12 protein-coding genes and 1 pseudogene are annotated in these 26,128 nt (G+C 61.3%); 2 read left to right on the forward strand and 11 right to left on the reverse strand.

Going from position 1 to position 26,128, the window contains the following annotated elements:
* Window positions 1–4: 4 nt before the first annotated feature.
* The 9 genes and pseudogenes from J3P82_RS24885 to J3P82_RS24925 form a co-directional block, all read right to left on the reverse strand.
* Entirely contained in the window at window positions 5–1,447 is a 1,443-nt protein-coding gene (locus tag J3P82_RS24885; protein WP_434559396.1) for a TIGR01777 family oxidoreductase, read from the reverse strand.
* Complete coding sequence (locus J3P82_RS24890; RefSeq protein ID WP_434559398.1) at window positions 1,440–1,928, reverse strand: cell division protein; 489 nt, start codon at window positions 1,926–1,928, stop codon at window positions 1,440–1,442. The genes J3P82_RS24885 and J3P82_RS24890 overlap by 8 nt, the downstream gene beginning before the upstream one ends.
* Before the next feature lie 274 nt (window positions 1,929–2,202).
* Entirely contained in the window at window positions 2,203–3,069 is an 867-nt protein-coding gene (locus J3P82_RS24895) for an ABC transporter permease (protein ID WP_434559400.1), read from the reverse strand.
* A 13-nt stretch (window positions 3,070–3,082) separates the two neighbouring features.
* A pseudogene (locus J3P82_RS24900) lies at window positions 3,083–3,915 on the reverse strand (ABC transporter ATP-binding protein); the annotation flags it as partial.
* A gap of 33 nt (window positions 3,916–3,948) precedes the next feature.
* Window positions 3,949–4,974, reverse strand: coding sequence for an ABC transporter substrate-binding protein (locus tag J3P82_RS24905; protein ID WP_434559402.1), 1,026 nt, complete (start codon window positions 4,972–4,974; stop codon window positions 3,949–3,951).
* 37 nt (window positions 4,975–5,011) lie between these two features.
* Window positions 5,012–5,914, reverse strand: coding sequence for a TauD/TfdA dioxygenase family protein (locus tag J3P82_RS24910; protein ID WP_434559404.1), 903 nt, complete (start codon window positions 5,912–5,914; stop codon window positions 5,012–5,014).
* 359 nt (window positions 5,915–6,273) lie between these two features.
* The gene (locus tag J3P82_RS24915) at window positions 6,274–7,641 is read right to left on the reverse strand and encodes an HlyD family type I secretion periplasmic adaptor subunit (RefSeq protein ID WP_434559406.1); all 1,368 of its coding nucleotides are present in this window, start codon (window positions 7,639–7,641) and stop codon (window positions 6,274–6,276) included.
* Window positions 7,631–9,787: a type I secretion system permease/ATPase gene (locus J3P82_RS24920; protein ID WP_434559408.1), complete on the reverse strand. Its 2,157-nt coding sequence runs from the start codon at window positions 9,785–9,787 to the stop codon at window positions 7,631–7,633. Before J3P82_RS24920 ends, J3P82_RS24915 begins: the two co-directional genes overlap by 11 nt.
* A gap of 36 nt (window positions 9,788–9,823) precedes the next feature.
* Window positions 9,824–11,173: a TolC family outer membrane protein gene (locus tag J3P82_RS24925; RefSeq protein ID WP_434559410.1), complete on the reverse strand. Its 1,350-nt coding sequence runs from the start codon at window positions 11,171–11,173 to the stop codon at window positions 9,824–9,826.
* 361 nt (window positions 11,174–11,534) lie between these two features.
* On the opposite strand from J3P82_RS24925, the gene J3P82_RS24930 reads away from it, so the two are divergent.
* Both J3P82_RS24930 and J3P82_RS24935 read left to right on the forward strand, forming a co-directional pair.
* Window positions 11,535–21,773, forward strand: coding sequence for a retention module-containing protein (locus tag J3P82_RS24930; RefSeq protein ID WP_434559412.1), 10,239 nt, complete (start codon window positions 11,535–11,537; stop codon window positions 21,771–21,773).
* A 117-nt stretch (window positions 21,774–21,890) separates the two neighbouring features.
* Window positions 21,891–22,229, forward strand: a complete 339-nt coding sequence (locus J3P82_RS24935) for a tryptophan synthase subunit beta (protein ID WP_434559414.1) — start codon at window positions 21,891–21,893, stop codon at window positions 22,227–22,229.
* A gap of 175 nt (window positions 22,230–22,404) precedes the next feature.
* Here J3P82_RS24935 and J3P82_RS24940 read toward each other — a convergent pair whose 3' ends face one another.
* Together J3P82_RS24940 and lapD are read right to left on the reverse strand one after the other, a co-directional pair.
* The gene (locus tag J3P82_RS24940) at window positions 22,405–22,791 is read right to left on the reverse strand and encodes a DUF6124 family protein (RefSeq protein WP_434563953.1); all 387 of its coding nucleotides are present in this window, start codon (window positions 22,789–22,791) and stop codon (window positions 22,405–22,407) included.
* A gap of 1,389 nt (window positions 22,792–24,180) precedes the next feature.
* Entirely contained in the window at window positions 24,181–26,127 is a 1,947-nt protein-coding gene (lapD, locus tag J3P82_RS24945) for a cyclic di-GMP receptor LapD (protein ID WP_434559416.1), read from the reverse strand.
* Window position 26,128 lies beyond the last annotated feature (1 nt).

The raw sequence follows: 26,128 nt of genomic DNA on the forward strand, positions 1-26,128 counted from the left end.
ATCCTCAGGCCAGGTCGCGCAGGGCGGCATCGAGCGTTGGGTAACGGAACGTATAGCCTGCCTCGACCAGACGATTGGGCACCACGCGCTGGCCGTCGAAAAACAATTGGGCCATCTCGCCTGCCAAGGCGCGCACCGGCGCGGCAGGAATGTGGAACCACACCGGACGCTTGAGAATCTTGCCGACGCTTTCAGCGAACAGCGCTTGGGTGACCGTTTCCGGCGCCACCAGGTTGTAGGTTCCGCTCAGGCTTTCGTCGTCGAAGGCTCGGGCGATCACTTGGATCACGTCGTCGCGATGCACCCAACTCATGATCTGCCGACCATCGCCCATCCGCCCGCCGAACCCCAGGCGAAACGGAATCAGCAAAGGCAGCAACGCACCGCCCGGGCCGAACACCACGCCCAGGCGCATCACCACCTGCCGCACACCCAGTTCCGTGGCCGGCCGGGCCGACGCCTCCCAGCGCACACAGAGTTCAGCCATGAAGCCATCGCCTTGGGCGGCACTTTCATCGAGGCTTTCACTGGCATCACGCACACCGTAGAAACCGACGGCCGAGGCCTGGACCCACAACGCCGGTTTGTGCCGGGCGTTTTTCAACCAGGCTATCAAGGCTTCGGTGGTGTTGACCCGGCTGGCGATGAGTTGCGCTTGGCGCTTGGCACTCCAGCGCGGCCCGGCCACCGGCGCGCCCGCCAGGTTGATCACCACATCGAAGGTTTCGTCATGACCCAGTTTGCCCAGCGAACGCAGGCAGCGGGCGCGGCCATCAAACAGATAGGCCGCTTTCAACGGATCACGGGCCAACACGCTGACCGTGTGCCCGGCGTCGAGCAATTGATTGACCAGGGTCTCGCCGATAAACCCGGTGCCCCCCGTGACTAGCACTCGCTTGTAGGTGCCACCGGCAAACGGGTTGGCGGGCGTGCCCGCGCGTTGCATGCGCAGGGCCGCCAAGCCGTCGCGAATCCCCGAAGCCGTGACGCCGATGGCGAACAGGGTCAGCAGCCAGCCGCGCCAGCCGAGGTCGATCCCGCTCAGGCCGGTCGGCAGGCTCGCCCACTGCGCCAGTTGCACGCCGTACAGCGCGAAGAAGGCCCCACCGTTGACCGCCAGCACGGTGTGCATGATGCGCTCGATGGCCGGCAACTTGCGGCTACGGTCCTCGACCACGAAATCCCACAGCGTCAGGCAAATCTCCAGGGCGAACAGCAGCGCAATGACAATCGCCCAGGTGCCTTCGAAGGCCAGATGCGCCATGCCCAGGAACAGGATCCCGTAGAAACACGAGCGCAAGGCGTGGATCGAGAGCTCCAGCCGCGCACTGTGGCGATAGGGCAAGGCGACGGTAAGTTCGTGATGATAGAGGGTGTCCAGCGCACCGAGGATGGCCTGGGCAATCAGCAGGGCGATCGCCCAATCCAGCAGTGAAAAATCAGCCATGGTTGGAATCACTCGGCGCGTTGTCAGTCAGGGAAGTGCGGCGGTCGTGGCGATAGAGCCAGAACAGCGGCGGCAGTAAAACGAGCAGTGCGAAGCTGTCGAACCACAGGTGCGACCAGACTCGGGCTTGGGCGGAGATCAGCATGTCCTGGGGCGCCCACAGCAAGATGCCAACAATCAGCCAGCCCCAGGGCAATGCACTTTTGAATCGATTGCCGATGTGCACGAGGGCAAGCATGTACAGCGCATAGCTCTGCAACGTGGCACCGAACAAGGCCAGCCACCAGACTTGTTGCGCACGGGCCGTGCCGGGTACCGCGTCGCCCCCCCAGAAAGCCAGTTCGATGGTATTCAGGTAGCCGTCGAGCAAGCCAGAGTGACCGGCCCACGTCAGCGTGAGGCCGGCGAGCAGATGCGCCACGGCCGCCGCGTACAACCAAACGACCAAGGCTTTGCGAAGGGTGCTGGGAGAGGTTGGCATTCCATGTCCTGAAGGCTTGCTTGAGGGCGGCCAGTCTAAAGGAAATGGAAGGGGATTTACTGAGCTAACGGGCCGGGCAGCGATAAATAAAATCCACCGTCTGGAGTGCTTGAAACCCAAGCCGAACACAGTTGTGGCGAGGGAGCTTGCTCCCGCTCGGCTGCGCAGCAGTCGCAAAACCAGGCAACGCGGTAGACCTTGGGAAATGCCGGGGGCCTGCTTTGCAGGCCAGCGGGAGCGAGCTCCCTCGCCACGGGGTAGTGTTCAAGCGCGGCTACCGCTGCATCCCCCAACGCTTCACCGTCACCCGCTCCAAACTGTCGAACACCAGATTTTCCACCAGCAGACCGATCAGGATCACCACCGCCAACCCGGCAAAGACCTTGTCGGTGTACAGCTCGTTGCGGTTCTGGAAGATGTACCAGCCCAGGCCGCCCTTGCCGCTGGTGGCGCCGAACACCAGTTCGGCGGCGATCAGGGTGCGCCAGGCGAAGGCCCAGCCGATCTTCAGCCCGGCGAGGATCGACGGCAGCGCCGCCGGGATCAGGATGAACAAGACAAAGCGCAGGCCCTTGAGCCCGTAGTTGCGCCCCGCCATGCGCAGCGTTTCCGACACACCGAGAAACCCCGCATACATGTTCAACGCCAGCGCCCACAGCACCGAATGCACCAACACGAATATCAGGCTGTTCTGTCCCAGGCCAAACCACAGCAGCGCCAACGGCAATAGCGCGATGGCAGGCAAAGGGTTGAACATCGACGTCAGGGTGCTGAGCAGGTCGCGGCCCAACTGGGTCGACACCGCCAAGGTGGTCAAGCCAAACGCCAGGACGATGCCCAGCAAATAGCCCTTGAGCAGCACCACCAGGGAAATCCACACCTTGCCCAGCAGCTCACCGCTGAGCATACCGTCGTACAACGCGCTGGCGGTCTGCAAGAAGCTCGGCAGCAGCAGGTCGTTGTTCTGGTAACGCGCCACGCCCTCCCACACCAGCGCCAGCAGCAACAGGATCATACTTTTGCGCAGCCAACCCTGTTGCCAGAGGCGCTGGCCCAAGGGCAGTTCCCGCTCCAGCGGCACGTGGGTCAGCGGTTGCAGGTCGACTTCGTACTCTTCGCGCGCAGGCGATAACTGGCTCATGGAACGCTCCCCCTCAATACGCGATGCGGATGTCAGTGAAATCCAGCTCACGCTCGGTTTCAGGCGGCTGACCTTCGTTAAACAGCAGCGAATGAATCCGCCGCGCCGTGTGCTGGAACCCCACGCCGCCGAGGCTGTGCAAATCGTATTGATGGCTGTGGATTTCCGCCCTCACCCGCCCCGGATGTGGTGACAGCAGCAAAATACGATTACCCACCACCAGCGCTTCTTCGATGGAATGGGTGACAAACAGCAGGGTGAAACGCACCTCCTCCCAGAGCAGCAGCAATTCTTCCTGCATCTTGCGTCGCGTCAGAGCATCGAGGGCCGCGAAGGGCTCGTCCATCAGCAGGATCTTCGGTTGCATCGCCAGTGCTCGAGCAATGGCAACGCGGGCCTTCATGCCACCGGACAACGTGTGGGGGTAGGCATCGGCAAACGCTGCCAGGCCCACTTTGTCGAGGTAATGCAGCGCCCGCTCCTCGGCCTCGCGACGCTTGAGCGTGCCCGACGCCAGCAGCGCGAACATCACGTTCTGCTTGACGGTTTTCCACGGCGGCAATTGGTCGAACTCCTGGAACACCACGATCCGGTCCGGCCCCGGTACGCGGACGGTTTGACCTTGCAGGCGAATCTCGCCTTCGCACGGCGCGATGAAACCGCCAATGGCCTTGAGCAGCGTGGACTTGCCGCACCCGGAAGGGCCGAGCAAGACAAAACGGTCCGCCGGGTCGACTTCAAAACTCACCTGATGGGTAGCTCGTACCACACGCTGTGGGGTGCGGTATTCCAGGCTGACGTTATCCACCGACAACACTGCTGTGTCGGTGCGGGTAGGGTTGCTGGCCGCGTGGCCTTGCAATGGCGCGTTCATGACAATCAGCTCCCCTGCAACGGTTTGGCGTCTTGGAAGAAATAGTCTTGCCACGACGCGGGCTTGTTCTTGATGGCGCCGACGCGGTAGAGGAATTCCGCCAGCGGGTAGGTGTTTTTCGGGGTGACGGTGAATTCGATCTGCGGGTTGTCGATGATCTTCAGCAAGGTCGCTCGGTCGATCTTGGCCTTGGTCACCCGCAGGTAGGTGTCCGCCGCGGCGCCTTTGTCCTTCTGGGCAAACTCGGCCGCTTCAGTCAGCGCCTCGACGAAGGCCTTGTAGGTCTTGGGGTTTTCATCGCGAAATTTCTCGGTGGCGAACAGCACTGTGGGCGAATTCGGCCCGAGCACGTCATAGGAATTGAGCACCACGTGCACGTTGGGGTTTTGCAGGGCCTGGTCCTGGAACGGCGGGTTGGAAAAGTGCCCGGTCAACTCGGTGCCGCCGGCAATCAACGCCGCCGTGGCGTCTGGGTGCGGAACCGCCAAGGTGTACTTGTCGAGACGATTGAAGTTCTTGTCGCCCCACTGTTTCGCGGCGGCGTATTGCAGCAAACGCGACTGCACCGAAACACCCACCGCCGGCACCGCGATACGGTCTTTCTCGGTGAAGTCGGCGATGGTCTTGACGTTAGGGTTGTTGCTCAGCAGGTAGTAGGGAAAGTTGCCCAACGAGGCCACGGCCTTGACGTTCTGCTTGCCACGGGTGCGGTCCCACACCGTCAACAACGGCCCGACGCCCGCCCCGGCAATGTCGATGGAGCCCGACAGCAACGCATCGTTGACCGCCGCGCCGCCGGACAGCTGAGTCCAATCGACCTTGATGTCGATGCCTTCCTCTTTGCCGTGTTTCTCGATCAGTTGCTGGTCGCGGACCACGTTCAGCAACAGGTAAACGATGCCGAACTGCTCGGCGATGCGAATCTCGCCCTCGGCCTGGGCGCTGGCCGGCGCGACCAGGCTGCCGGCCAGCAAGCTGAAGCCCAGGCCGATGGCGGCGGCCAGCGGTGCAAAAGCGATGCGTTTGGACATGATGAGTCTCCGGGCTCTTTGCGCGCTGCGCAGCCGATCAGTAAGGGGCGTCGCCCTGGATGGTGGTGCGATACAGCTTGCGGCGCAGATGGCTCGGGCAACCGGCGGCCAAATGGATCAGCGAGCGGTTGTCCCAGAACACCAAGTCATGGGGCTGCCATTGATGGCGATAGATGTTTTGAGGCAACACGCTGTGGGTATACAGCTCGGCCAGGATGGCTTGGCTTTCATCCTCCGGCAGCCCAACGATGCGGGTGGTGAAGCCCTCGCTGACGAACAACGCCTTGCGCCCGGTTTCCGGGTGCGTGCGAACGATCGGATGCACGACTTCGGCGACCTGGGCCAGTTGTTCAGGCGTCAACGTCGGGCGCCAGTTGCCTTCGAATTTGGTTTCGCTGTAGCGCGCCGTGTAGGAATGCGCCGCCGAACGGCCCTCGACCGCTTTACGCAGCGTTTCGGGCAAACCGTCCCAGGCCTTGTGCATGTCGGCGAACAGCGTGTCGCCGCCTTCGCTCGGCAGCTCCTGGGCGTGGAGCATCGAGCCGAGGCTGGGCAGTTCTTTATAGGAAAGGTCCGAATGCCAGAATTTTCCGGCGTCCCCAAGGCCGATGGATTGGCCGTTCTCGACGATGTTGGAGACGATGAGAATCTCGGGATGCCCGGCCAGCAGGAACTGCTTGAGCACATGGATTTGCAACACGCCAAACCGGCGGCTGAAAGCGATCTGCTGTTCGGGGGCGATGCGCTGATCGCGGAACACCACGACGTGATAGTCCAGGTGCGCGCGGTGGATACGGCCGAAATCCTGGTCGCTGATCGGCTGGGACAGGTCCAGACCGACGATCTCGGCACCGACCGCATCGCTGAATGGACGGACTTCGAACGACTGCGGCGCGATGTTCGCGGCATTTGAATCTGGAGAAAAAGAGACGGCTGGCATACATCACTCCCACGCACGGCGCGCTCAAATGGCGCGCGGTCGATCAAAACTCACGGCGTTACCGTGTTGGTTTGTGTCGTGCGGCGCGCCGATTGGTCGGCAGGTACGCAGGAGAATGACTTTAAAGGTATAAGAACGTTAGTTTAAATATTAAAAACGCATAACCATATGGCAGAAGCCGTGGGAGCAACTCTGATCCTGTGGGATTTCAAGAACACCACGGTCCTGTGGCGAGGGAGCTTGCTCCCGCTGGGGCGCGCAGCGGCCCCAAAAATAGCGATGAGCGCTGCGCACTCAAGCGGGAGCAAGCTCCCTCGCCACAAAAGCTACCAAGCTACAGAATAATCAACTGCTCGGCATTAGCGCTCGTGCAACGCCTCGGACCGGGCCTTGATGATTGGCTTGAGTAGATAGCTCAGCACGGTCTTCTTGCCGGTGATGATGTCCACCGACGCCACCATCCCCGGGATGATCAGCAAGGGCTTTTCAGGCGTGCCCAGATGGCTGCGTTCGGTGCGCAGCTTGATGATGTAGTACGTGGTTTTCTTGTCTTCATCGGTGATGGTGTCGGCGCCGATCTGTTCCAGCTTGGCTTTCATTCCACCGTAGATGGTGTAGTCGTAGGCGGTGAATTTCACCGTGGCGTCCTGGCCGGGGTGCAGGAAGGCGATGTCTTGGGGACGGATTTTCGCTTCCACCAGAATCGTGTCATCCAGCGGCACGATTTCCACCAGGTCGCTGCCCGGCTGGATGACGCCGCCAATGGTGTTCACCAGCAACTTGTTGACAATGCCGCGCACCGGCGATGTCACCAACGTACGGCTCACACGGTCTTCCAAGGCTTTGCCGGTGGCTTGGGCCTTGTTCAGGTCGGTGCGTGCTTCGTTGAGTTGGGTCAGGGCTTCGCTGCGGAACTTGCCGCGGGTCTCGTCGATCTTGCGCTGCACTTCCTTGATCGCCGACTCGGCACGGGGAATCGCCAGCGTCGTCGCGTCCAGTTGCCCACGGGTCTCGACTTCGGCGCGCTTGAGCCGCAGCACTTCCACCGGCGATACCGCGCCTTGGGCCACCAGCGGCTCGGACATGTTAATTTCCTGGCGTTGCAGCGCCAGGCCGGAACGATACTGCGCCTGCTTGGACGCGAACTCGCGCAGTTCCTGCTGGCGCTGGATCAATTGCTCCTGCAAGCCGCCAATTTCATCGTGCAACTGCTGGCGACGGCTGATGTACAACGACTCTTCACTCGCCGCCTGGCCCGGAACGGCCTTGAGCACATCGGCCGGGAATTTCAGCGGCCGGTCATCGACTTCGGCGCTCAGGCGCTCGACCCGCAACAGCATGGACAGGCGATCCGCCTCGGTTTCGCCGACGTTGGAGACAAACCGCGTATCGTCCAAGCGAATCAACGGCGCGCCGGCTTCGACGATCTGCCCTTCCTTGACGAACAGCTCAGCAACGATGCCGCCTTCAAGGTTTTGGATTTTCTGGATCTTCGACGATGGAATCGCCTTGCCGTCGCCCTTGGTCACTTCATCGACCACGGCGAAGTTGGCCCACAGCACCAGGAACACAAAGAAGCCGATGATGCCCCAGATCGTCAATCGCACCACGCGCGGGGCGTCCTCGATCAGTGCCTTGTTGACCTCGGGCAGCGGTTGGCCATGCAACGAGTCGGAACCTTTGAAATACCGGCCGACAGCACCCCGGAAACCTGATTTAAGCAACACTGATCTGCCCCTTCTTCAACGCTTCCATCACGGCGGCTTTCGGGCCATCAGCGAGAATCTGCCCGCGGTCGATCACCAGCAGGCGGTCCACCAGCGACAGCAACGACGCCCGGTGCGTCACCAGCAGCACGGTCTTGTTTTCCACCACGGCGGCCAGCCGCTGTTTCAAGCGCTCTTCACCGGTGTTGTCCATGGCGCTGGTGGGCTCGTCCAGGAGCAGGATCGGCGGATTGAGCAGCAGCGCCCGAGCCAGGGCGACGTTCTGGCGCTGACCGCCGGACAGGTTTTGCCCGCGTTCGCCGACTTGCAGCTCATAGCCCTGCGGATGCAGGCGGGCGAACTCATGCACACCCGCGAGTTCGGCGGCCTGGAGCACCAGCTCGTCTTCGACGTAACGAGCGCCGGAGGTCAGGTTGTCCCGCAGGGTGCCGGCCAGCAGTTGGATGTCCTGAGGCACGTAGCCGATGTTGTAGCGCAGTTCGCTGACGTCGATCTGGCGGATGTCCACGCCATCCACCAGCAACGCGCCGTCGTCCGGCTGATACAGGCCCACCAGCAATTTCGCCAGAGAGCTCTTGCCCGAGCCGCTGCGGCCGATGATGCCAATCTTCTCGCCCGGCTTGATCACCAGGTTGATGTTCTTCAACGCGGCGTTCTGCTGGTTCGGGTAAGTGAAGTTCAACTGGCGGCATTCGATGGCGCCCTGCAGGACCTTGCGACTCAGCGGGCGCTCTTCGAAATTGCGTTCCTGGGGCAGCTCCATCATCTGGTCGACCGAGGTCATCGTCACCCGTGCCTGCTGATAACGAGTCAGCAGGCCCGACAGCGAGGCCAATGGGCTCAGGGCGCGACCACTGAGCATGTAGCAGGCGATCAGCCCGCCCATGCTCAGGTTACCGGCGATGATCTGGTAGACGCCAAAGACGATCATGATCACTCCGGCCAGTTGCTGGATCAGCAAGGTGATGTTCATCGCCAGGCCGGACAGCATTTTCACCCGCAGTTCGAGGCGGCTGAGGGTGCCGATGGTCTGTTCCCATTGGTATTGGCGTTCGCTCTCGGCGTTGTTGACCTTCACCGCATCCAGGCCGGCCAGGGTTTCGATCAGGCTGGATTGGCGCTCGGCACCCAGGGCCATGGTGCGTTCCATGGTTGCAACCAGGGGCTTCTGCAATGCGTAGCCGATCAACAGGGCGAGCGGAAAGGCCACCACCGGAATCCACACCAGGTGTCCGCCGAGGATTGCGATGACCATCAGGATCAACAGCGTGAACGGCAAGTCGATCAGGCTGGTCAGGGTCAGCGACGCGAGAAAGTCCCGCAGGCTCTGGAACTCATGGATGTTCTGGGCAAAGCTGCCGACCCGCGCCGGGCGATATTTCATCGCCATGCCGACGATGCGCTCGAACAGCGTCGCGGAAATGATCAAGTCGGTTTTCTTGCCCGCCAGGTCCAGGCAAAGGCTGCGCAGCATCTTCAGGATCAGGTCGAACACGTAGGCGCCGGTGATGCCGATCGCCAGCACCCACAGGGTCGATTCCGCCTGGTTGGGCACCACGCGGTCATACACGTTCATCACGAACAATGGCGCGGCCATGGCAATGATGTTGATCAGCAGGCTGGCTGCGATGGCGTCGGCGTAAAGCCAGCGGGAACGCTTGAGGGTGTCACGAAACCACGAACGTGCCCGGGGAATGAGCGTGCCGTGGTTAACGTCAAATTTATGCTGCGGTTGGGCGAAGAAAACCTTGCCGCTGTAGTCGTCGGCCAGCAGTTCGCGACTGATGGTGACTTCGCCGCCATCACTTTCGCTGAGCAGCAGCCGCGCCTGATCGTCGCCCACCCAGCCCAACAGCACCGCGCTGCGGCCATCTTTAAGCAGCAACAACGCCGGCATGGCGATGGTCGGAATCTGTTCCAGCTTGCGTTGCAGCACCCGACCTTGCAAACCGGCACGGGCCGCAGCACGTGACAATAAGTCGACGCTCAGCCGTTGCTTGGGCAACGGCAGGCCGGTGGTGAGCATCGCCGCGCTAGCAGGCTTTTGATGCAACATGCAGAGCGCCAGCAAACCATCCAACAGCGGGTCATCGTGCAGCGTGCGCGGGTCATGAACTAGTTCGACTGGACTGACTTCTGATTCCACGCTCGGCACTCTTTCGCTGAAAAACGGATGGATGACTCAATTCATCCCAGGCAATTGAACCTTGGGCTTCACGTCGTTCTGCACAACCGATGCCAACGGTGCGACCACACCCTGGCTTTTCAGCAACTGGCCCATGGTTGCCTTGATCCGGTACTGGGTAAACAACTGCACATTCTTGATTTCTGCCAGGCGGCGGGATGCGCTGAACAGCTCGTTTTCGCTGTCGAGCAGGTCGAGCAAGGTCCGCTCGCCGAGGCTGAACTGCTTCTGGTAGGCGGTGCGCACGTTGGCGCTGCGGTCGACGTATTGCTGGGCGATCGGCACTTGGGCGTTGGCGTTGTTCAGCGCGTTCCAAGCCAGGCCCAGCTCTTCATTCAACTGGCGCAGCGCGTTGTTGCGGATATCCAGCGCCTGGTTGGACAGGTAGGACTTGGACTCCAGGTCGGCCTTGTTGCTGCCACCGGCGTACAGGTTGAAGCGCATGCGCAACATGGCCTGCCATTCATTGTTGTGGCCGTTCTGACCGTCCAGGTCGTTGTCGGCGGTGCGGCCCAGTTCAGCGTCGAAGCGTGGATAGAAGCTCGACTTGGCGGCCTCGTACTGCTGCTCCGCAGCGGCGATGTCGGCTTCGGCCGAACGCAATACCGGACTGTTTTCCAGCATCTGGGCGCGGGCTTCCGTCAAGTTGGCCGGTAGCAACGCCAGAAAGTCGGCGGGACGCTCCAATTGGTCGGGCAATTGGCCGACGGCGCTGAGGTAGTTGGTCTCGGCGTCGGCCAGGTTCGTCTGTTCGGTGATCAGGTTGTTGCGAGCCTGGGCCATGCGCGCTTCAGCCTGGTCCAAGTCGGCGCCGCTACCAACGCCACGGGAGGTGCGCAGTTTGATCTGATCGAAAATGCGCTCGTGGCTCTTGAGGTTTTCCTCCGCCAATCGTACGAACTCGCGGCGGGTCAGCACATCCAGGTAGACCTGGGCGACCGTCAGCCCGGTGCGCTCGGAGGCATCCAGCAGGGAATAGGCGCGGGCACTGACGTTGGCTTGTTGACGCCCTACTTCGCTGGACGTCGCAAAACCGTCAAAAACCATCTGCGACAACCGCAGGCTCGACTCGCTGCGGTTCAAGGTTTCCCAGTGATTGTTGCTGCCCGAACGGGTGGTGACACTGTCGGTGCCTTCCCGGCCGTACCCGGCTGCAAGGTCCACTCTAGGCAAGTAGCCGCCCTTGGCCGCCTTGAGCTGATAGTCAGCGGCCAGGCGACTGTTTACGCCTGCCTGGATTTCCGGATGGACATCCAGCGCCTGTTGCATGGCCTGCGGCAAGGTTTGTGCTTGTACGAAAGTGGCGGCGAGGGCGAAGGGTAAAGCCTTGAACAGAAGCGAACGCATGGTTGGTTTTATTCCCGAAAACTCTTGTCTTGAATCACAGCGAAACGTGGCGCTGCATCGGATGATGGCAACCGGAATGACCGTATGTCGGAAAGTTCAAAACAGGGGCTGGAACACGCACCGAAAGAACAAGTCGCCGCTTAAATATCAATGTGACATTACAGGGGCGATTGTTTAGGATGGCCAGCATAAGGTCAATAGTTTGGCAGTAACAAAATCGGCCGAAATGACGGTCAAGAAATTGTCATTTGCAGGCGTCAAAAACTTTTCCCAATCGTAAATATGAACGTCCAGACCGCTTGGCCCTGAAGGCTATCGGGTCCATGGAAGTCTACTGAATGTGGCACCCGGAGAGTCTTCAATGAGCAGTGTTATTGCCGTTGTCAAAAGCATTGTTGGTCAGGTTTTCGCCGTATCCCCCGAGGGTATTCGGCGCGTACTCATTGAAGGCGATCGCCTGAACGTTGGCGATCAGTTGGACACCGGGCTTGCTGGCGCCGTCACATTGGAGCTGGCCGATGGCCGCACCCTGGACCTGGGCCGCGATACCCAGTGGAGCGCCAGCGCCCCGGACTCTTCCACTGACCTTGAACAGGCCGCCGCCCAAGCCGCGCCGTCTGTAGAAGAATTGCAACAAGCCATCGCCGCAGGCGTCGACCCGACGACGGCGCTGGAAGCCACCGCCGCTGGCCCAACCGCTGCCGGAACGGGCGGTGCCGCTGGTGGTGGCCACAGCTTCGTCGTGCTGGATGCCACGGCCGGCAGCGTCGATCCGACGATCGGCTTTCCGACCGAAGGTCTCGCTGCGGCTGCCGCCACCGATGACAACATCCTGGGCGGCGATACCACGGCCGACACGACCGCCAACGCCGTGCTCAATGCAACGATGACCCTGAGCGCCACACCGACCCTGACCGAGGCCGGCGGCGTGCTGGTCTACACCGCGACCGTCACCCAGGCGCCGTTAACCAACCTGACCGTGACCTTGTCCAACGGTGCCGTCATCGTGATCCCGGCCGGGCAACTGACCGGCAGCGTCAACGTGCCGCTCGCACCGAACGACACCGTCTACAACGACCCAAGCCAGATCAGCGTCACCGTCACCGGCACCACTAGCGGCAGCGGCATCGCCGTGACCGTGCCGACTACACCAGCCGTGACCCAGATCACCGACACCGTCGACAGCACGACCGTCACCTTGAGCGCGGCCAATACCATTACCGAAGGCGGGCAAATCACTTACACCGCGACGCTGACCAATCCAGCTCAAACTCCAGTGACTGTGACGTTGAGCAACGGCTCGATCATCACCATCGCGGCTGGCCAGACCACCGGCACCGTGGCTGTCGATACCCCGGCCAACGACGTCTACAACAATGGCAGCACTGTCAGCACCACGATTACTGGCGCAACTGGCGGCAATTTCGAAAATTTGGTGCCGAGCACCACGCCTGCGGTCACCACGATTACTGATTCGGCGGATAACACTGACCTGACCCTGACGGCCAGCGACACCATTACCGAAGGCGGTCAGATCACCTACACCGCCACGCTGACCAATCCGGCCCAGACGCCGGTGACGGTTACTCTGAGCAACGGCTCGGTCATCACCATCGCCGCCGGCCAGACCACCGGCACCGTCGCTGTCGATACCCCGGCCAACGACGTCTACAACAATGGCAGCACCGTTAGCACCACGATTACTGGCGCAACTGGCGGCAATTTCGAAAATTTGGTGCCGAGCACCACGCCTGCGGTCACCACGATTACTGATTCGGCGGATAACACTGACCTGACCCTGACGGCCAGCGACACCATTACCGAAGGCGGTCAGATCACTTACACCGCCACGCTAACCAACGCTGCTGGCTCGCCTGTCACCGTCACCCTGAGCAACGGCGCAGTCATCAACATCGCGGCTGGCCAGACCACCGGCACCGTGGCTGTCGATACCCCGGCCAACGACGTCTACAACAATGGCAGCACCGTCAGTACCACCATCACTGGCGCAACCGGCGGCAACTTTGAAAACCTGGTGCCGAGCACCACGCCTGCGGTCACCACGATTACTGATTCGGCGGATAACACTGGCCTGACCCTGAGCGCCAGCGACACCATTACCGAAGGCGGGCAAATCACCTATACCGCGACCCTGACCAATCCAGCTCAAACTCCAGTGACTGTGACGTTGAGCAACGGCTCGGTCATCACCATCGCCGCCGGCCAGACCACCGGCACCGTGGCTGTCGATACCCCGGCTAACGATGTCTACAACAATGGCAGCACCGTTAGCACCACGATTACTGGCGCAACTGGCGGCAATTTCGAGAATTTGGTGCCGAGCACTACGCCTGCGGTCACCACGATTACTGATTCGGCGGATAACACTGGCCTGACCCTGAGCGCCAGCGACACCATTACCGAAGGCGGTCAGATCACCTACACCGCGACGCTGACCAATCCAGCTCAAACTCCAGTGACTGTGACCTTGAGCAACGGCTCGGTCATCACCATCGCCGCCGGCCAGACCACCGGCACCGTCGCTGCCGATACCTCGGCCAACGACGTCTACAACAATGGCAGCACCGTCAGCACCACCATCACCGGCGCAACCGGCGGCAGTTTCGAGAACCTGGTGCCGAGCACTACGCCTGCGGTCACCACGATTACTGATTCGGCGGATAACACTGGCCTGACCCTGAGCGCCAGCGACACCATTACCGAAGGCGGGCAAATCACCTACACCGCGACGCTGACCAATCCAGCTCAGACGCCAGTGACTGTGACGTTGAGCAACGGCTCGGTCATCACCATCGCGGCTGGCCAGACCACCGGCACCGTGGCTGTCGATACCCCGGCCAACGACGTCTACAACAATGGCAGCACCGTTAGCACCACGATTACTGGCGCAACTGGCGGCAATTTCGAGAATTTGGTGCCGAGCACCACGCCTGCGGTCACCACGATTACTGATTCGGCGGATAACACTGACCTGACCCTGACGGCCAGCGACACCATTACCGAAGGCGGTCAGATCACTTACACCGCGACGCTGACCAACGCTGCTGGCGCTCCTGTCACCGTCACCCTGAGCAACGGCGCAGTCATCAACATCGCTGCAGGCGCTACCACTGGCACCGTGGCTGTCGATACCCCGGCTAACGACGTCTACAACAATGGCAGCACTGTCAGCACCACGATTACCGGCGCAACCGGCGGCAACTTTGAAAACCTGGTGCCGAGCACCACGCCTGCGGTCACCACGATTACTGATTCGGTGGATAACACTGGCCTGACCCTGAGCGCCAGCGACACCATCACCGAAGGCGGTCAGATCACCTATACCGCGACCCTGACCAATCCAGCTCAGACTCCAGTGACGGTTACCCTGAGCAACGGCTCGGTCATCACCATCGCCGCCGGCCAGACCACCGGCACCGTGGCTGTCGATACCCCGGCTAACGACGTCTACAACAATGGCAGCACCGTTAGCACCACGATTACTGGCGCAACTGGCGGCAACTTCGAAAACCTGGTGCCGAGCACTACGCCTGCCGTTACCACCATTACGGACTCAACTGACACGACCGAACTCACCCTCTCGGCAACTGACACAGTTACCGAAGGTGGTTCGATTGTTTATACCGCGACGTTGACCAATGCCGCTGGGGCGCCGGTAACTGTGACCCTGAGCAACGGTGCGGTGATCAACATCGCCGCCGGCGCCACCACTGGCACCGTCACCGTCGATGCACCGAAAGACGATGTCTACAAAGACGCCGGCAAAGTCGAAGTCAGCATCGACAAAGCTACCGGCGGCAACTTCGAAAACCTGGTGCCAAACACTGCGCCAGCCGTTACTGACGTGACCGACACGCTCGACACCAGCACCGTTTCGCTCTCCGCGACTTCGACGGTTGGTGAAGGCGGCACCGTGGTTTACACCGCGTCCGTAAACGCCCCGGTAACCGGCGCTCCGCTGATCGTCACTCTGTCGAATGGTCAAAGCATCACCATTCCGGTTGGTTCCAGCTCCGGCTCGGTGAATTTCACCGCGCCAAACGATGCGTTGGCGGGCGGCAGCAACCTCAGCGTCAAGATCGACGACGCGAAAGGCGGCAACTACGAAAACCTGGAAATCGACGACAAGCCTGCGGACACCGAAGTCACCGATACCCAAGAAACTACCGGACTCACGCTGTCCGCGACCGACACGGTTACCGAAGGCGGTTCGATCGTTTACACCGCGACCCTGACCAACGCTGCCGGTTCACCGGTGACCATCACCCTGAGCAACGGTGCGGTCATCAACATCGCCGCCGGCGCCACCACTGGCACCGTCACCGTCGATGCACCGAAAGACGATGTCTACAAAGACGCCGGAAAGGTCGAAGTCAGCATCGACAAAGCCACTGGTGGCAACTTCGAAAACCTGGTGCCAAGTACTGCACCTGCCGTTACTGACGTCACCGACACGCTCGACACCAGCACCGTTTCGCTCTCCGCGACTTCGACTGTTGGTGAAGGTGGTGTTGTGGTTTACACCGCTTCGGTGAACGCTCCAGTCACCGGCGCTCCGCTCGTAGTGACCTTGAGCAACGGCCAGTCCATCACCATCCCAGTCGGCGCAAGCTCCGGCTCGGTGAATTTCACCGCACCAAACGATGCCCTCGCTGGCGGCAGCAACCTCAGCGTCAAGATCGACGACGCGAAAGGCGGCAACTACGAAAACCTGGAAATCGACGACAAGCCTGCGGACACCGAAGTCACCGATACCCAAGAAACTACCGGACTCACGCTGTCCGCGACCGACACGGTTACCGAAGGCGGTTCGATCGTTTACACCGCGACCCTGACCAACGCTGCCGGTTCACCGGTGACCATCACCCTGAGCAACGGTGCGGTCATCAACATCGCCGCCGGCGCCACCACTGGCACCGTCACCGTCGATGCACCGAAAGACGATGTCTACAAAGACGCCGGAAAGGTCGAAGTCAGCATCGACAAAGCTACCGGCGGCAACTTCGAAAACCTGGTGCCAAGCACTGCGCCAGCCGTCACCGATGTGACCGACACGCTCGACACCAGCACCGTTTCGCTCTCCGCGACTTCGACTGTTGGTGAAGGTGGTGTTGTGGTTTACACCGCATCCGTAAACGCCCCGGTAACCGGCGCTCCGCTGATCGTCACTCTGTCGAATGGTCAAAGCATCACCATTCCGGTTGGTTCCAGCTCCGGCTCGGTGAATTTCACCGCGCCAAACGATGCGTTGGCGGGCGGCAGCAACCTCAGCGTCAAGATCGACGACGCGAAAGGCGGCAACTACGAAAACCTGGAAATCGACGACAAGCCTGCGGACACCGAAGTCACCGATACCCAAGAAACTACCGGACTCACGCTGTCCGCGACCGACACGGTTACCGAAGGCGGTTCGATCGTTTACACCGCGACCCTGACCAACGCTGCCGGTTCACCGGTGACCATCACCCTGAGCAACGGTGCGGTCATCAACATCGCCGCCGGCGCCACCACTGGCACCGTCACCGTCGATGCACCGAAAGACGATGTCTACAAAGACGCCGGAAAGGTCGAAGTCAGCATCGACAAAGCCACTGGTGGCAACTTCGAAAACCTGGTGCCAAGTACTGCACCTGCCGTTACTGACGTCACCGACACGCTCGACACCAGCACCGTTTCGCTCTCCGCGACTTCGACTGTTGGTGAAGGTGGTGTTGTGGTTTACACCGCTTCGGTGAACGCTCCAGTCACCAGCGCCCCGCTCGTAGTGACCTTGAGCAACGGCCAAAGCATCACCATTCCGGTTGGTTCCAGCTCCGGCTCGGTGAACTTCACCGCGCCAAACGATGCGTTGGCGGGCGGCAGCAACCTCAGCGTCAAGATCGACGACGCGAAAGGCGGCAACTACGAAAACCTGGAAATCGACGACAAGCCTGCGGACACCGCAGTCACCGATACCCAGGAAACTACCGGTCTGACCTTGTCTGCGACTGACACCGTTACCGAAGGCGGTTCGATCGTTTACACCGCGACCCTGACCAACGCTGCCGGTTCACCGGTGACCATCACCCTGAGCAACGGCGCGGTGATCAACATCGCCGCCGGCGCCACCACTGGCACCGTCACCGTCGATGCACCGAAAGACGATGTCTACAAAGACGCCGGAAAGGTCGAAGTCAGCATCGACAAAGCCACTGGTGGCAACTTCGAAAGCCTCGTGCCAAGTACTGCACCTGCCGTTACTGAGATCACCGACACGCTCGATACCAGTACCGTTTCACTCTCCGCGACTTCGACGGTTGGCGAAGGCGGCACCGTGGTCTACACCGCTTCGGTGAACGCTCCAGTCACCGGCGCTCCGCTCGTAGTGACCTTGAGCAACGGCCAGTCCATCACCATCCCAGTCGGCGCAAGCTCCGGCTCGGTGAATTTCACCGCACCAAACGATGCCCTCGCTGGTGGCAGCAACCTCAGCGTCAAGATCGACGACGCGAAAGGCGGCAACTACGAAAACCTGGACATCAACGGCAAGCCGGCCGACACCGCTGTCACCGATGTGCAAGACAGCACCGGCCTGAGCCTGAGCGCCACCGGCTCGGTCGCCGAAGGCGGCCAGATTACCTATACCGCGACCCTGACCAACGCCGCCGGTTCGCCTGTCACCATCACTTTGAGCAACGGCGCGGTGATCAACATCGCCGCCGGCGCCAAGACTGGCACCGTCACCGTCGACGCGCCGAAAGATGACGTCTACAAAGACGCCGGCAATGTCGAGGCAACGATCAAGACGGCAACGGGCGGCAACTTCGAGCAACTGGTGCCGAGCACCACGCCAGCGGTGACCACCGTTACCGACACGCCAGACAACACTACGGTCAGCATCAGCGGCAGCACATCGGTCACCGAAGGCCAGGCCGCTACGTACATCGTCAGCCTGACGAACCCGGCACAAACCGAGGTGACGCTCAAGATCGTCTACAGCGGCACCGCCGCCGATGGCACGGACTTCACCGGTGTGTACACCGTGAAAGTTCCTGCCAACGCCACCAGCGCGACCTTCAACGTGGCAACGCTGGATGACAAGATCACCGAAGGCACGGAAAACTTCGTGGTCAAGATTGACTCGGCTACCGGTGGCAACTTCGAGCACTTGGCGGTCAGCGGCACCAACGGCAGCGTCAGCACCTCGATCATCGACAACGATGCGCCGCCGGTACTCGACCTGGACGCCAACAACTCCAGCGGCAAGACCGGCGCCGATTATCAAGTGACGTTCACTGAAGGCACCACCGGCCCGGGCGTATCGATTGCCGACACCGACCTGAAAATCACCGACCCGGACAGCACCATGCTGACCGGCGCCACCATCGTGCTGACCAACCGTCAGCCTGGCGATCATCTGAACCTGGGCAATAGCGTCAACGGCATCAGCATCAACGCCAACAGCACCGACGGCAAAGTCGTCCTGACGCTGACAGGCAATGCAACGCTGGCCGACTACATGCAGCAGATCAAGAACATCAGCTTCATCAACAACAGCGAAGATCCGAGCACCGTACCGCGCGTCATCACCGTGACAGTGACCGACGGCGCAAGCTACTCCAACACCGCCACCACCACCGTGAACGTGGTCGGGGTCAACGACGCACCCGTAGCCACCGGTGGCGCGGTGACCGGTACCGAAGACACTTCACTGGTCCTCGGCTGGTCGACGTTCGGCATCAGCGACGTGGACAGCGCCGCCACCAGCCAGGGCGTGAAAATCACCGGGCTGCCGGGTGACGGCAAATTGCAGTACCTGGACGGCGCAACCTGGAAGGATGTGGCCAACAACCAGACCTTCAGCAAGGCGGACATCGACGCTGGCAAGCTGCGCTTCACCCCCGATGCCAACGAATCCGGTGCCAACGGCAACCCGGCCGGCGTGGGTAATCAAAAGGCCGACTACGCGCAAATCAGCTTCCAGCCAACCGACGGCCAGACGCTAGGCAATACCGGCACTGTGAAGATCGACATCACCCCGGTCGCCGACGCACCGAGCCTCAACGTGGCCGGCAACAACGTGACCTCCACCGGTTTGATCAAGGAAGTCTGGACCGGCCTGTCCGGCCTGGGCACCGACGGCAGCGGCGCGCCGTCCGGCACGCTCAAGTCGGTGATCGATGCCGCCGGCACGCCGAACACCAGCACCAATGTGAGCAACGTTCAGAACGACAGCAACGTCAACGCAGGCACCGCGTCGAAAACCTCGGGCCTGATTTTCCTGGAGGCCGGCAAGACCTACACCTTCAGCGGCACGGGCGATGACAGTCTGCTGGTCACCATCGGTGGCAAGACCGCCGCGGCAACCACCTGGGGGGCGGGCGGTCAGTTGAACGGCTCGTTCACGCCGACCACCAGCGGCTACTACACCCTGGACATCTACCACCACAACCAGACCGGCCCTGGCAGCTACGACGTGAACCTGTCGGTCAACGGCAGCACGCCCGTAGACCTCAGCAGTGCCGGCGTACCGCTCTATACCGGCGTGACCGACCTGGTGAATGCCGGCGTGTCGGTGTCCGACCTGCACGGCAGCAATGGCGAAGGCTACTACGACGGCTACAAGCTCAACGAAGGCGGCGAAGGCGGCAGTGTGAACCTGTCGAAAATCACCACCGCCCTGACCGACACCGACGGCTCCGAAAGCCTGAGTGTGAAAATCGGCGGCATGCCGGCAGGCAGCGTGCTCAGCGACGGCGCAGGCCACACCGCGACCGTGGGCGCCAACGGCGAAGCCTCGGTCTCTGGCTGGAACCTGGGCAGCCTCAACCTGACGCCACCGACCTACTTCAACGGCCAGATCAACCTGACCGTGACGTCGACCTCCACCGAAGCCCTCGGCGGATCGGCCGTGACCACCGCGCAAATCCCGGTGACGGTGCATCCGGCGACCTACAACGCCACCACCGCCACTTCCGGCAGCGACAACGTCACCGGTACCGACGGCAACGACATCATCGTCGCCGACATCGGCGGGCTGACCGTGGTGCCGGGCGTCAACTACAACATCGCCTTCATGGTCGACAGCTCCGGCAGCATGAGCGAATCGTCCCTGACCGCGGCCAAGAACTCGCTGACGTCGGTATTCAATACACTCAAGCAGAGCATGGGCAGCAACTCGGGCACGGTGAATATCTTCCTGGCGGACTTCGACAAGCAGGTGAATAAGACCGTTTCGGTGAATCTCAAGGACCCAAATGCACTGGCGTTACTCAAGAGCGTTCTGGACTCGATGGTGTCCGGCGGCGGCACCAACTATGAGGACGTATTCAAGACCACCGCCAACTGGTTCAAGAGCAGCGAGGCCTTGAGCAACTCCGGTGCGAAAAACCTGACCTACTTCATCACCGACGGCCAACCGACTTACTACCAGAGCGGTGAAGCCACAAACCCGAATATCTACAACGGCGTAACGCTCGACAGCTTGATCACTACCAGCAATTACAAGTTGGGCCAGACCTTCAGCGCCACGCTGGACAGTACCCACCGCGTACAGGTCGACGGGGCCGGCAACGTGACCCTGCAGACCTGGAAAAAATCCTGGGGTGGCTACTGGAGCGACGAAGACCTGGGCACGCTGCACGCCCAGGGCGACGGCACCTACGAGCTGTCGTACCGCGACGGTACCGGCAATAGCACCGACGCGGCTACCACTAGCAACTCCGCGAGCGCCTTCGCGTTGCTGAGTTCGGTGTCGGGTGTGGAAGCTATAGGCCTGAACAAAGACGTGACCCTGTCCGACCTCAAGCCCTACGACTCGGACGGCAAACCGCAGACCAACATCGACCCCAAGGACCTGGCCAACTCGATCATCGGCCACACCGAAGCGACGATGCCAGGTGCCGACACCGTTAACGGTGCCGACGGCAACGACATCCTGTTCGGCGACCTGGTGAGCTTCAACGGCATTGCCGGCGAGGGCTACCAAGCCATCCAGTCGTTCGTGGCCCAGCAAAGCGGTGTGGACGTCAGCAAGGTCACCACCAGCAACGTGCACCAGTACATCACCGAGCACTACACCGCGTTCGATGTGTCCGGCGCACATGACGGCAACGACACCCTGCTGGGCGGCGCCGGTAACGACATCATTTTCGGCCAGGGCGGCAACGACCTGCTGGACGGCGGTAAGGGCAATGACATCCTCTTGGGTGGCACGGGTAACGACACTCTGATCGGCGGCAAGGGCAACGACACCCTGTTCGGTGGCCTGGGCGGCGATACCTTCGTCTGGAAGTCCGGTGACACCGGCACCGACGTGATCAAGGATTTCAAGGCCAGCGACGGTGATCGGATCGACCTGCGTGACCTGTTGCAGGGCGAGACCGGCAGCACCATCGACCACTTCCTGAAAATCAGCACGGTCGATGGCGTGTCTTCCCTGCAAGTCAGCACCACCGGCCAGTTCAACGCGGCCAACGGTGCGGCAGCGACGCCAGACGTGACGATCAAGCTGGAAGGCAACAACTGGTCGAACATCAACCTGAACTCACTCATCGCCGGCAGTGATCCAACCATCAAGATCGATCACAACAACAGCTGAACCTGACAGAGTCCCATGCGAGAGAGCCAACTCCCTCGCACGGGATAGGTGTTCATAATCCCCCCAGTTGGCCTATGCTGCCCAGCATGACGCCGCTTCATACATGAGGGATGCCCGATGTTTTATGTGCAACGCGATGCACAAGGCCTGTTGGTGCGCGTCGAAGCCACCGGTTATGCCGAGGCCACCGAGACCTTGCCGGCCGACAACCACGAGATTCAGGACTGGTTCGCCAACCAGGCCGTAGAAAACAGCCTCAAGCAACTCAAGCAAAGCGACCTGGAAATGATCCGGGTACTCGATGACTTGATCCAGGTCCTGACCGCCAAAGGCGTCATCCGCGTCACCGACCTGCCAGCAGCGGCCCAGGCCAAGCTGATGGACCGCAACCAGGCGCGGGAAGCGCTCGGTGGGTTGAGCCGGTTGATCGATGATGATGAGAAAGGGTTGATCTAGCCTGTCTCCCAGGCTGACACCCGCCTGAGCAGTACACAAAACCCTGTGGCGAGGGAGCTTGCTCCCGCTGGCCTGCGAAGCAGGCCCCTGCATTTCTCCAGGTGGACCACATTGCCCGGTTCTGCGACTGCTGCGCAGCCGAGCGGGAGCAAGCTCCCTCGCCACAGGTTCTGGGTCAGCCCGACGCTTGAACCTCCAGCCGATCCATCGCCCGCTCCACCAACAGGTGCACCCCGTCGGCCATTCGACTGATCGCCAGGATCACGCTGCGGCGTGAGCCGTCGACGTCATCCGCCAGGTCGGCCGCGATGGCGCTGATGGACAACAAGTCTTCGGAGGCATTGGCCAGGAGGGTTTCGGTGTCGATGTCTGGAGAGACCATGAAAAGCTGGGCGGTTTGGGGTTTCCCCGAGGCTTTATCGGTTGGTTTGGGATTGAGGTAGTAGTCGAGGGCGCGTTCGGCGGCTTCGTCGAGTTTTTTGGACTTCGCTGATTTGCTAGAGGTTTTGCCAGGGTTTCCTGGCGGATTGGAGTTACTTTGAACATGGTTTTGGCTTCCTATTCAATCAAGGCCGCCCTGGCTCGCTTGCACGCGATATAAAAGGGTGGCAGCTATGTGAGGGTGTGCAAGACCGAGTAGAAAACGCCAAAAAACCTCGGCAGACCCGAAGGTCTCCCCACACACAGCCGCCATAAAACATAGACACGAATGCTCATTAAATGGCTGGTGGCATTATTTGGCGCTCTTTTACCCGGACTTGCACGTCCGTGTCACCGTTTTTTCAGTGACAAACCCAGACTAGCCACGAGGCAGGCGCCGGACAAGTTCACCAAGTTCGCCACAACTCGAAGGAAATCTCCTAGGACGTGACTTTTAGAAGGGTTGTATATCCGTTTCTGCGGTAACGGCTGCTTAGGGTTCCGCCCTGACGGCGGGTCACTTTCAAAAGCGCGAAAGTAACCAAAGCGCTCATGCCCCACCACTTGGCACCTCGCCTAGGCTCGGTGTGCCCTCACTCCGGCATTGCTCCGTGGGCCGCCGCGAAGGGCCATCCATGGCCCAGCGCGGCTACCTCGGCATCCATGCCGAGGTGCCCACTGCGCAATGCCTGCGTTCGGCCATCGTGGTTAACGGGGCGCCGAGATCAACGTCCACCACGAGGCGGCCTGAGAGCCGACCTGATTCTTGGAGGGACCGCGTTTTCCCTGTGGGAGCGGGCTTGCTCGCGAAGAGTCCGGCAAACCCAGCATCCATTTGACTGCCCCACCGCCACCGCCGTCGCGAGCAAGCTCGCTTCCACAGTGTTTCCCGTTGATCAATCTGTGGCGTGATGGCTGGGAAGCTTTTGTGGCGAGGGAGCTTGCTCCCGCTTGAGTGCGCAGCGCTCATCGCTTTTTTGGGGCCGCTGCGCGACCCAGCGGCAGCAAGCTCCCTCGCCACAGGACCGTGCCGTTCCCAAAAACCTTGTAGGTATCCAACATCACCGCAAACTGCCCCTTCGCTTTCGCGAGCAGGCTCGCACAATGGGATCGGGGTACGGCCGGAGAGACGGGTCGACTGTAAGGGCGCCTTCGCGAGCAAGCCCGCTCCCACAGGGAAAACGCGCTCCCTCCAAGAACTAGGTCGGCTATCAGGCCGCCTCGCTTTTGCTTTTGATCCGGGAGCCCCGTTAACCACGATGGCCGAACGCAGGCATTGCGCAGTGGGCATCCCGGCATGGATGCCGGGATAGCCGCGCTGGGCCATGGATGGCCCTTCGCGGCGGGCCCACGGAGCAATGCCGGAGTGAGGGCATGCCGAGCCCTAGCGAGGCACCGAGTGGTGGGGCAAGCCTTTTTTGCTTACTTTTTTTGGCGTCTGAAAAAAAGTGAGTCGCCGTCAGGGCGAAACCCTAAGTCGCCGTTACCGCAGCAATGGATATGTACTCAGTCAGAAGGATAAAAGACCGCCTCACCCCCAACGCTTAGGCTCCCCAACCAGCTGCCCCTGCACCCCAAACAACCCCATCTCACGAATCACCGCCAACTCCCCCGCCGTCTCAACCCGCTCAGCAATCAACGGCAGGTCAATACTGTGAGCAGCCCGCTGAATCGCCTCGATGAACAGACGCTTGTCACTTTCCTGATCAATCGCGCGAATGTAGCTGCCATCAATCTTCAGGTAAGCCAACCCCAGCCGCGACAAGTTACCAATCATGCTGAACCGCCCACCAAAACGCTGCAAACTCAAGGAGAAACCGAGCTCGCGCAACCGCCGGGTCAATTGCTCCAGCACCGCTTGCTCCGGCAGTTGCTCTTCACCAATCTCCAACGTCAAGCGCGACCCAAGATTGGAATGAGCCCGCAGGATTTCAAAAACCTTGTTCAGCGCCTGCGGATCAGCCAGGGTAGCGGAAGACAGGTTGAGCGCCAGGGACTGCTCATGCCCGGCCATTTGCTTGAGCACCTGTTCGAGCATCAGACGGTCCAGGCGCGCGGTCCAGCCGAAGCGCTCCAGCCACGGCAGGAAACGTCCGGCGGGAATGGTCTGGCCCTGATCGTCGAGCAACCGCGACAGCACTTTGTAATGCAACACCACATCGGTGTCCCGGGCGGCCACTACCGGCTGGAAATACAGCTCGAAACGCTGATTGCTCAGCGCCTGGTCAAGCAGGTTGTGCCAGGCATGGTGATCATCGCCGACACTCGCCGAGGCGCTGTGATCCAGGCAAGCCCAGCCCGGTTCGCCCTGGCTTTCGGCCTGGGCCAGGGCCTGGTCGCCGAGCTGGAGCACCGCTTGCGGCGCGTCGCCATGAACGAACGGCGCCAGACCGATGGAAGCCACCGAGGCCACGTCGGTCGCGCCGGTGGCGTGCAGGCTCGCCAACGCGCTTTCCAGGCTCTGCGCCAGTTGCAGCGCCTCCTCGCGCACCAGCCCCGGCGCCAACACCGCGAACTCACCGCCGCGGATGCGTGTCACTAGGTTATGGGTTTCCGGATACCGGGCGCATTCACGCAACAGCTGCTCGCCCACGGCCTTGAGCAATTGGTCAGTGCGCTGCCCGCCCAGCCGCTGGTTCAAACCGGCCAGGTCCTTGACCCGTAGCAACAGCAGGTAACCGGAACTGGCCTGCTCCGGGTTGCTCACCCGGGCATGCAATTGCATTTCGAAATACCGTCGATTGGCCAGCCCAGTGAGGTTGTCCTGGTAGGACTCGACCCGCAACTTCTCGCTGCGCTCAGCCTGTTCCTGGAACAGCGCCTTGAGCTTCTCGACCATCTGGTTCATTGCTTGCACGACCCGACGCAGCTCTGGGGTGCGCGGCAGCTCCGGCAGGCTGAGGAATTCACGACGGGCGATGGCGTGGGACTGGTGCACCATGTAATCCAACGGCTTGAGCTGACGACGCAGCAGCAAGGCGCCGAGCACCGCGCTCACGGCGCCGCACAGCAGCAACCAACCCAGACTGCCCAGCGCACTCTGCCACAGCTTGGCAAGGGCGAACATCGGATGGCTGACCACCTCGACCCGCGCCGCCTGTTCCCAACCACGGCTGACGATCGCATCGCCGCCAGCCGGCTCAAGGCCAATAAGCCTGATGAACCATTGCGGGACGCTGCCGGCGTCAGGCGTGCCAGTGCGCTCCACCAAGGCCTTGTCGGTCGCCACGTCGACCACGCGGATGCTGGCGTAGTAACCGCTGTCGAAGATCGAGCTGACCATCAGCTCGACCATCGCCGGGTCGTCGATGTTCGGCGTCAGCGACAGCGCCAGCGCCGTGGCCGCGTCCTGGGCGTGGGAGCGCAACTGGTTGACGTACTGGGTCCGCGAGCTTTCCAGGCTGACCATGAAGCTGCCGCTGAAGGCAACCACCAGGAACAGACAGATAGCGATCAACAGCTGTTTGAACAAGGACATC

Source organism: Pseudomonas sp. Z4-20 (genome assembly GCF_051131955.1).
Lineage (GTDB): Bacteria > Pseudomonadota > Gammaproteobacteria > Pseudomonadales > Pseudomonadaceae > Aquipseudomonas > Aquipseudomonas marvdashtae.

Bases quoted from the DNA above. Each gene is read 5' to 3' on its own strand.
- J3P82_RS24885 (WP_434559396.1), bottom strand. From the start codon at position 1,447: ATGGCTGATTTTTCACTGCTGGATTGGGCGATCGCCCTGCTGATTGCC.
- J3P82_RS24890 (WP_434559398.1), bottom strand. From the start codon at position 1,928: ATGCCAACCTCTCCCAGCACCCTTCGCAAAGCCTTGGTCGTTTGGTTG.
- J3P82_RS24895 (WP_434559400.1), bottom strand. From the start codon at position 3,069: ATGAGCCAGTTATCGCCTGCGCGCGAAGAGTACGAAGTCGACCTGCAA.
- J3P82_RS24905 (WP_434559402.1), bottom strand. From the start codon at position 4,974: ATGTCCAAACGCATCGCTTTTGCACCGCTGGCCGCCGCCATCGGCCTG.
- J3P82_RS24910 (WP_434559404.1), bottom strand. From the start codon at position 5,914: ATGCCAGCCGTCTCTTTTTCTCCAGATTCAAATGCCGCGAACATCGCG.
- J3P82_RS24925 (WP_434559410.1), bottom strand. From the start codon at position 11,173: ATGCGTTCGCTTCTGTTCAAGGCTTTACCCTTCGCCCTCGCCGCCACT.
- J3P82_RS24930 (WP_434559412.1), top strand. From the start codon at position 11,535: ATGAGCAGTGTTATTGCCGTTGTCAAAAGCATTGTTGGTCAGGTTTTC.
- J3P82_RS24935 (WP_434559414.1), top strand. From the start codon at position 21,891: ATGTTTTATGTGCAACGCGATGCACAAGGCCTGTTGGTGCGCGTCGAA.
- lapD (WP_434559416.1), bottom strand. From the start codon at position 26,127: ATGTCCTTGTTCAAACAGCTGTTGATCGCTATCTGTCTGTTCCTGGTG.